This window comes from Streptomyces anandii JCM 4720 (genome assembly GCF_014650655.1).
In the GTDB taxonomy this organism is placed as follows: Bacteria; Actinomycetota; Actinomycetes; order Streptomycetales; family Streptomycetaceae; genus Streptomyces; species Streptomyces anandii.
In genome coordinates this window covers 4,927-12,787 of record NZ_BMVJ01000041.1, presented here as the reverse complement: position 1 = coordinate 12,787, position 7,861 = coordinate 4,927, and the positions used below count along the sequence as shown (strand labels likewise).

Below are 7,861 nucleotides of genomic sequence, written 5' to 3'. Positions count from 1 at the left end.
AGCAGCAGGCCGAGCGGGCGTCCGACCGTGACGCCCCGGCCGACCACGCACACGCACGCCCCGGCGAGCGGGACCGCGTGGCGGCTGAGGAGTTCGACGATGCCGCGCGGGGTGCACGGCAGCGGGGCGTCCACGCCGAGGACGAGCCGGCCGAGGTTGGCGGGGTGCAGCCCGTCGGCGTCCTTGGCGGGATCCATGCGTTCCAGGACGGCGTTCGCGTCCAGGTGCGCGGGGAGCGGCAGTTGGACGATGTAGCCGGTGCAGGCGGGGTCGGCGTTGAGTTCGCCGACGACGTCCTCGACCTGCTGCTGGGTGGCGTCGGCGGGCAGGTGGCGGCGGATGGAGGCGATGCCGATCTGGGCGCAGTCGCGGTGCTTGCCGGCCACGTAGGCGCGGCTGCCCGGGTCGTCGCCGACCAGGACGGTGCCAAGGCCCGGCGGGCGGCCGGCGACCGCGGTCAGCCTGGCCACCCGGTCGGCGAGTTCACGGCGGATCACGGCGGCGGTCGCCCTGCCGTCAAGGAGTTGTGCGGTCACCGGCGGTGCACCTTCCCAAAGGTCAGCCCCGCAGGCGGGACATGGTCGGGTCGAACAGGGGCTCCTCGGCGACGACCGCCTCGACGCGCCGGCCGAAGTAGCCGATGTGGACGGTGGTGCCGGGGGTGGCGAGATCCACCGGGAGCCAGGCGTAGGCGATGCCCCGGCCCACGGTGTAGCCGTAGGCGGCGCTGGTGACGTACCCGACGGGACGGTCGCCGTCGTAGACGGGCTCCTTGCCCATGACCACGGCACGGGGGTCGTCGACCGTGAGGCAGCTCAGCCTGCGCCGCACGCCGGCCCTGCGGCGCTCGAGGGCGGCCCTGCCGATGAACTCCTCCTTGTCGGACTTGACAGCGAAACCGACGCCGGCCTCGTAGGGATCGTGCTCGTAGGTCATGTCGGTGCCGAAGGAGCGGTAGCCCTTCTCCAGGCGGAGGCTGTTGAAGGCGCCCCGGCCGGCGACGATGCCGCCCAGCGGTTCGGCCGCGGTCCGCAGGGTGTCCCACAGCTTCCGCCCGAGGTCGGCGGTGGTGTAGAGCTCCCAGCCCAGTTCGCCGACGTACGACAGGCGCATCGCCGTCACCGGCACGCTGCCGATGTGGGCGCGCTTGGCTCGGAAGTACTTCAGGCCGTCGCCCGAGAAGTCCTCGTCGGTGAGGGGCTGCAGGACCTTGCGGGCCAGCGGGCCCCACAGGCCGATGCAGCAGGTGCCGGGGGTGATGTCGCGGACCTGGACCGTACCGTCGGAGGGAAGGTGGCGGGTGAACCAGTCGAGGTCCAGGTTGCCGTTGGCGCCGACCTGGAAGAGGTCGCGGCCCAGGCGGGCGACGGTGATGTCGCTGCGGATGCCGCCGTCGTGGTTCAGCAGCAGGGTGTACGTCACCGAGCCGACGGACTTGGCGACCCTGCCCGTGCACAGCCGCTCCAGGAAGGCGGCGGCACCGGGACCGGCCACTTCCAGGCGCTTGAGGGCCGTCATGTCGTACATCGCGACCGTCTCACGTGTGCGCTGCGCCTCGGCGCCGACGATCGGCGACCAGTACCGCGCGGCCCAGTCGTTGGGGACCGGGATGCTGCGGCCTTCGACGAGGGAGGCGTTGGCCTCGTACCACTGCGGGCGCTCCCAGCCGTTCGCCTCCAGGAAGAACGCGCCCAGTTCCTGCTGGCGGGCGTGGAAGGGACTGGTACGGATCGGGCGCGGCTGCCCCGAGGGCTGCAAGGGGTGGAGGATGTCGTAGACCTCGACGAAGTTCTGGCAGTCGCGGGCCAGCACGTACTCGGCGGAGAGCTGGTGCGGCTCGAAGCGGTTGACGTCGCACTCGTGCAGGTCGAAGGAGGAGCAGTAGCCGTCGACCAGCCACTCGGCCATCGCCCTTCCCACACCCGCCGAGTGCGTGACCCACACGGCCTCGGCGACCCAGAAACCCTTGACCTCCGCGGACTCGCCCAGCAGCGGGAAGTTGTCGGTGGTGAAGGAGAACAGGCCGTTGATGCCCTCCTCGATCTTCGCCTCCGCGGTCGCCGGGAGAAGGGACCGGGTCTCGCTCCAGGCGTCCTCGAAGTCCTCCTCGGTGAACTTCAGGACCGAGGGCATCTGCTCGGCCTCGTCCACGGAGAGGATGTCGTCGGCGCAGACCGGCATCGGGCGGTGACCGTAGTAGCCGATGCCCAGACGGTCGAAGCGGTCCCGGTAGTAGAGGTCGGCGTCCTGATGGCGCAGGATCGGCCGGACCGCCTCCTGCTCCTGTCCCGCCAGCGCGGGGACGGGCCCGGTCCAGGCCAGTTGATGGGCCAGCGGCGTCAGCGGCAGGTTCATCCCGGCCATGCGGGCGATCTTCGGACCCCAGATGCCGGCGCAGCACACCACGATGTCCGCCGCGATCTCGCCCTTGTCGGTCAGGACGCCCGTGACCCGTCCCTCGCTCTGCCGGACGTCGAGGACCTCGTGGCGGGCGAGGAAGCGCACGCCGCGCCCGGTGGCCCGGCGGATCTGCGCCTCCACGGCGAGGACGGCCTTGGCGAGGCCGTCGGTGGGAACCAGGAGACCGCCGAGGACCTTGTCCCGGTTCACCAGGGGGTGCTGCTCCACGCACTCCTCGGGCGTCAGCAGCCGCGCCTCGATGCCCCAGGCGGTGACCCAGCCGTGCCGGCGCCGCAGCTCGGTCAGGCGCTCCGGTGTGGTGGCCACCTCCAGACCGCCGACCCGCAGGAAGCACGGCTCGCCGTCGACGTCGAGGGAGCAGAACTTCTCCACGGTGTAGCGGGCCATCTCGGCCATGGTCTTGGAGGAGTTGGTCTGGAAGACCAGGCCCGGGGCGTGCGAGGAGGAGCCCCCGGTGGCGGGCAGCGGCCCCTGGTCGACCACGGTCACCTCGGTCCAGCCGCGCGCGGAGATCTCGTCCGCGAGGGCCGCCCCCACGACGCCCGCTCCGATGATGACCACTCGGGGTCCCGCCATCGCCGCACCTCCGGTTTGATGACCAGTCGAGCCGATCAAGTTTCTGTCTACGCAACTTGATTCAGGTTGCGCAACTCAATGTGCCTTCCGTGCAGGTGGGTGTCAAGGGCCCGGACCTCGGTGAACAGGCCGGAGAGCGGCAAGGCCCGGCGGGCGGTGCGCACCTGAACGCACCGCCCGCCGGGCGTGTTCGACCGGGCCGCAGGCCCGGCTACTTGAGCCAGGCCTCGACCTTGCCGCGGTTCGCCTTCACCCACTTCTTGGCGGCCGCGTCGGGGGACATCTTGTCCTGCGCGATGTACTTGGCCACGGTGTTCTGGTCGTCGTTGGTCCAGTTGAAGTTCTTCACCAGGTCGTAGGCGGGGCTGCCGGACGTGGCGAACTTCGCGCTGACGATCTTGTCCAGGTCGTAGACGGGGTAGTCGCAGGCCACCTTCGCCGTGTCGGCGTCACAGCCCGTCTTGTACGGCGGCAGGCTGACCTTGACCAGCGGCACCTCGGACATGAACCACTGCGGCTCGTAGAAGTAGCCGATCAGCCACTGCTTGTTCTTCTCCGCGGTGCGGTAGGCCTGGATGAGCGCGGTCTCACTGCCCGCGTACACCACCTTGAAGTTCAGCTTCAGGTTCTTCACCAGCGCCGCGTCGTTGGTGACGTAGGACGGGTCCCCGTCGAGCAGCTGGCCCTTCCCGCCCGACTCGGAGGTCTTGAACTTGTCGGCGTACTTGTTCAGGTTCTTCCAGTCGGTGATGTCCGGGTGGGCCTTGGCGAGCCACGGGGGCACGAACCAGCCGATGACGCCCTTGTTGCCGGTCCGGCCCGCCTCCACGGCGGTCTTCTGGCCGCTGATGTACTTCTTCTTCAGGTCGTCGTGTCCCCAGTTCTCCAGTACGGCGTCGACCTCACCGGTGCCGAAGCCCTGCCAGGCGATCTCCTCCTTCAGGTCCTTCTTGCTGACCGTGCAGCCGAGGTCGTGCTGCGCGACGTACGCGACGACCGCCGCGTCCGCCTCGTAGCCCACCCAGGGGTTGACGGCCAGGTTGAACCTGCCGCACTTGCCGCCCGAGCCGGCGGAGGAGCTGTCGCCGACCTTCGCCCCTCCGCAGGCCGTGAGGGTGAGGCCGAGGAAGGTCAGGCCGGCCACGCCGGCTCGCCAGTGTCTTGCCATGGTGTCGCGCTCCTTATGCCCTGGTGCGTCGTGCCGCAGCCTGAGTGATCCGGTCGAACATGACTCCGAGCAGTACGATGGCCAACCCCGCCGCCAGCCCCTTGCCGTACAGCTCTCCCTGCGAGAATCCGGCCACGACGTCGTAGCCGAGGGCGCCGGCACCTACCAGGCCGCCCACAACAACCATCGACAGCACGTAGATCAGACCCTGGTTGGTCGCGAGAGTCAGGGCGCTGCGTGCCATCGGCAGTTGGACCTTGGTGATGATCTGCCAGGTGTTGCACCCGGCCGAGGTGGCCGCCTCCACGGTGGAGCCGGACACGTTGCGCACTCCGTCCGCGATGATTTTGATCGCGACGGGCGCCGCGTAGACGACCGCCGCCACGATGGCGGTGAACCGGGTGGCGCCGAACAGGGCGAGGAAGGGCACGAGGTAGACGAACGGCGGCATGACCTGCGCGGCGTCCAGGGAGGGGCGCAGCATCCGGTCCACCAGCAGGCTGCGCCCCATGCACACGCCGAACAGGGCGCCCAGCACCATCACCAGCACCGTCGCCACCAGCGTCGACGCAAGCGTCGTCATGGCGTCCGACCACACACCCGTGCCGACCAGCAGGCCCACGCACACGGCCGCGGTGACCCCGGCACGCCAGCCGCCGAGCACCACGCCGAGCCCGACCAGTGCCGCACCGACAAGCCACCACGGGGAGTCGGTGAGCAGTGCCTGGAACGGGTTGAGCAGCCCGTTGGTGAGGGCGTCGCGGAAGGCGTTGGTCAGACCCGACAGGTGGTCCTGGGCCCAGGTCGTCGCCGTGTCGGCCGCGCGGGCGATCGAGCTTCCGAGGCCGCCCTCCCCGGGGAACTCCGCAGCCCACACGAAGGTGTGGGAGAGGTAGACCAGTACGGCCGTGACCGCCGCGCCGGCCACCAGCAACGGCCGCCGCCAGGCTCGAAAGCGGCTGCCGGAGCGCCGGGCGGCCTCCTCGCGTCCGCCGGCCGCGGTCGTGACCCGGTCCAGGACGATCGCCATCACGACGATGGCCAGGCCCGCGTTGAAGGCGGTTCCCACGTCCAGCGACTGCAGCGCCTGCACGACCGTCTTGCCCAGACCGGGAGCGTCGATCAGGGCGGTGATGGTCACCATGGCGAGCGCGGCCATGATCGACTGGTTGACACCCATCACCACGGTCCGCCTGGACATCGGCAGCAGCACCTTCACCAGCGCCTGCCAGCGGGTCATGCCCAGCGAGTCGCCCGCCTCCACCGTGCTCTGGGGCACCGTACGGATGGCGTGCGCGGTGATGCGGATCGCCGGCGGGGCCGCGTAGATCACCGTCGTGATGGTGGCCGAGGCCGGGCCGATGAGGAAGAACAACGTCATCGGGGCCAGGTAGACGAAGGTCGGCATCGTCTGCATGAAGTCCAGGAACGGCGTCACGGTCCGGTTGACCCGGTCGGACAGCCCCGCCCACACACCGAGCGGGATCGCGAACAGCAGCGCCACGAGGACCGCGGAGAGGGTCAGGGCGAGGGTGTCCATGCTCTCCTGCCACAGCCCCTGCAGCCCGAAGAAGGTGAACCCGGCCACGGCCAGCAGCGCCACCCGCCAGTTGCCCACCGCCCAGGAGACGTACCCGGCGATCCCCACGACGCCGAGCCAGCCGATCTGCGGCACCGGGCGGCCGCCGGTGGGCTGCGAGATCAGGCCCTGGACGAAGGTCACCAGGTTGTCGATGACCAGCCGGATCTCGTTGAAGAAGTACAGGAACAAGGGGTTGGAGTCGCGGCTCGCCCCGATGGAGTCGTTGACGTCGTTGAACCAGCGGTGCAGTCCCGTGAGGTCGGCCGCCCCGAGGGACAGGGTCTGCTTTCCGCGCAGGACCGCGAAGAGCAGCAGCCAGACGAGGAGAAGGACACCGACGACCATGGACCGGCGGATCCTCGGAGCACCGCCGGCGGTCGTCGCGGTCCCCGCGGCCTCGGCCTCGTCCGCCTTCTCGGGCTTCTCCATGACGGCGGTCATCACGCGCCGCCTGTCTGCCCGGCGACCACCGAGAGGATCTCCTCGTCGCCGACGATGCCGAGCAGCTTGCCGTCCTCGACGACCTTGACCGGCTTCTCGGCGGCCAGCACGGCCCGGGTGGCCTCCCTGACCACGACGTCCGGGCCGAGTTCGGGGCCGTCGAGGTCGTCGTCGGGCTGCGCGGGCCGCATGATCCAGCGCAGGGTGAGAACGTCGCCGCGCGGCACGTCCTTGACGAAGTCCCGTACGTAGTCGTCGGCGGGGGCGCCGACGAGTTCGTCGCCGGTGCCGCACTGGACCATCATGCCGTCGCGCATGATCAGGATGCGGTCGCCCAGCTTGAGGGCCTCGGAGAGGTCGTGGGTGATGAACACCATGGTCTTGCCGACCTCGTGGTGCAGCCGGATGACCTCGCTCTGCATGTCGCGGCGGATCAGCGGGTCGAGCGCCGAGAACGGCTCGTCGAAGAAGAGGACGTCCGGATCGCCGGCCAGGGCGCGGGCGAGGCCGACGCGCTGCTGCATACCGCCGGAGAGCTGATCGGGGTAGGAGTTCTCGTAGCCGGCCAGACCCACCAGCTCGACGACCTCCATGGCCCTCCTGGTGCGCTCCGCCCTGCCCATGCCGCGGATCTCGAGGCCGAAGGCCACGTTGTCGACGACCCTGCGGTGCGGAAGCAGGCCGAAGTGCTGGAAGACCATGGAGAACTTCTTGCGCCGCAGGTCGCGCAGCCGCCTGGCGTCGGCGCCGCGGATGTCCTCGCCCTCGAAGACGATCTCACCGGCGGTGGGTTCGATCAGCCGGGTCAGGCACCGCACCAGGGTGGACTTGCCGGAGCCCGACAGACCCATGACGACGAAGACCTCGCCCGGCGACACCTCGAAGCTGACGTCGCGTACGGCCGCGGTGCATCCGGTGCGCTCCATCAGCTCACGGCGGGTCAGTGAGCACAGTTCCCCGGACTGCGGCACCATCTCGGCCTTCGGCCCGAACACCTTCCACAGCTTGCGCACGGATATGACCGGCGTGCCGTCCGAGTCCTGGGGAGTGCCGCGCCGCTGCGGCACCTCGGTCTGGATGGGGGTCACGATCGACCTCTTTTCGGCGTTCAGCCGCGGAACCAGTGCTGCGGCCGGGGTTGGATGTTCTGCCATATGTGCTTGGACTCCCGGTACTCGTTCAGGCCGGTCGGCCCGAGCTCCCGGCCCACGCCCGAGTGCCCGAAGCCACCCCATTCCGCCTGCGGCACATAGGGGTGGTAGTCGTTGATCCACACCGTGCCGTGGCGCAGCCGGCGGGCGACCCGCTGGGCCCTGCCCGCGTCCTGCGTCCAGACGGCTCCGGCGAGGCCGTACTCGGTGTCGTTGGCGATGCGGACCGCGTCGTCCTCGCCGGTGAAGCGCTCCACGGTGAGGACGGGCCCGAAGGACTCCTCGTGCACCACGCGCATGTCCTGCCGGCATTCGTCCAGCACGGTGGGCGGGTAGAAGTGGCCGCCCGCGAGGGCGGGGTCGTCGGGGCGTTCGCCGCCGCAGCGCAGGACCGCTCCCTCGGCGAGGCCCGCGGCGACGTACGCCTCGACCTTCTCCCGGTGCTGTGCGCTGATCAGCGGCCCCGTCTCGGCCTCGGGGTCGAAGGGGCCGCCGAGGCGGATCAGCCGGGCGCGGCGGACG

6 protein-coding genes are annotated in these 7,861 nt (G+C 70.2%); all 6 read right to left on the bottom strand.

Annotation, left to right across the window (positions count from 1 at the left end):
- Positions 1-536, bottom strand: a 536-nt coding sequence (locus tag IE249_RS39525) for a tetrahydrofolate dehydrogenase/cyclohydrolase catalytic domain-containing protein (protein ID WP_308434441.1), incomplete at its 3' end; no start/stop codon positions are given.
- 22 nt (positions 537-558) lie between these two features.
- A complete protein-coding gene (locus tag IE249_RS34715) occupies positions 559-2,997 on the bottom strand; it encodes a GcvT family protein (RefSeq protein ID WP_189711384.1) in 2,439 nt (812 codons plus the stop codon).
- A gap of 211 nt (positions 2,998-3,208) precedes the next feature.
- A complete protein-coding gene (locus IE249_RS34710) occupies positions 3,209-4,165 on the bottom strand; it encodes an ABC transporter substrate-binding protein (protein ID WP_189711382.1) in 957 nt (318 codons plus the stop codon).
- Between the two features lie 13 nt (positions 4,166-4,178).
- Positions 4,179-6,188 (bottom strand): ABC transporter permease, encoded by a 2,010-nt coding sequence (locus IE249_RS34705; RefSeq protein ID WP_189711379.1) that lies wholly within the window; start codon positions 6,186-6,188, stop codon positions 4,179-4,181.
- Positions 6,188-7,276: a quaternary amine ABC transporter ATP-binding protein gene (locus IE249_RS34700; RefSeq protein ID WP_189711377.1), complete on the bottom strand. Its 1,089-nt coding sequence runs from the start codon at positions 7,274-7,276 to the stop codon at positions 6,188-6,190. Before IE249_RS34700 ends, IE249_RS34705 begins: the two co-directional genes overlap by 1 nt.
- 20 nt (positions 7,277-7,296) lie before the next feature.
- A partial coding sequence (locus IE249_RS39520; RefSeq protein WP_229859965.1) for an aldehyde dehydrogenase family protein occupies positions 7,297-7,861 on the bottom strand: 565 nt, incomplete at its 5' end.

Bases quoted from the DNA above. Each gene is read 5' to 3' on its own strand.
- IE249_RS34715 (WP_189711384.1), bottom strand. From the start codon at position 2,997: ATGGCGGGACCCCGAGTGGTCATCATCGGAGCGGGCGTCGTGGGGGCG.
- IE249_RS34710 (WP_189711382.1), bottom strand. From the start codon at position 4,165: ATGGCAAGACACTGGCGAGCCGGCGTGGCCGGCCTGACCTTCCTCGGC.
- IE249_RS34705 (WP_189711379.1), bottom strand. From the start codon at position 6,188: ATGACCGCCGTCATGGAGAAGCCCGAGAAGGCGGACGAGGCCGAGGCC.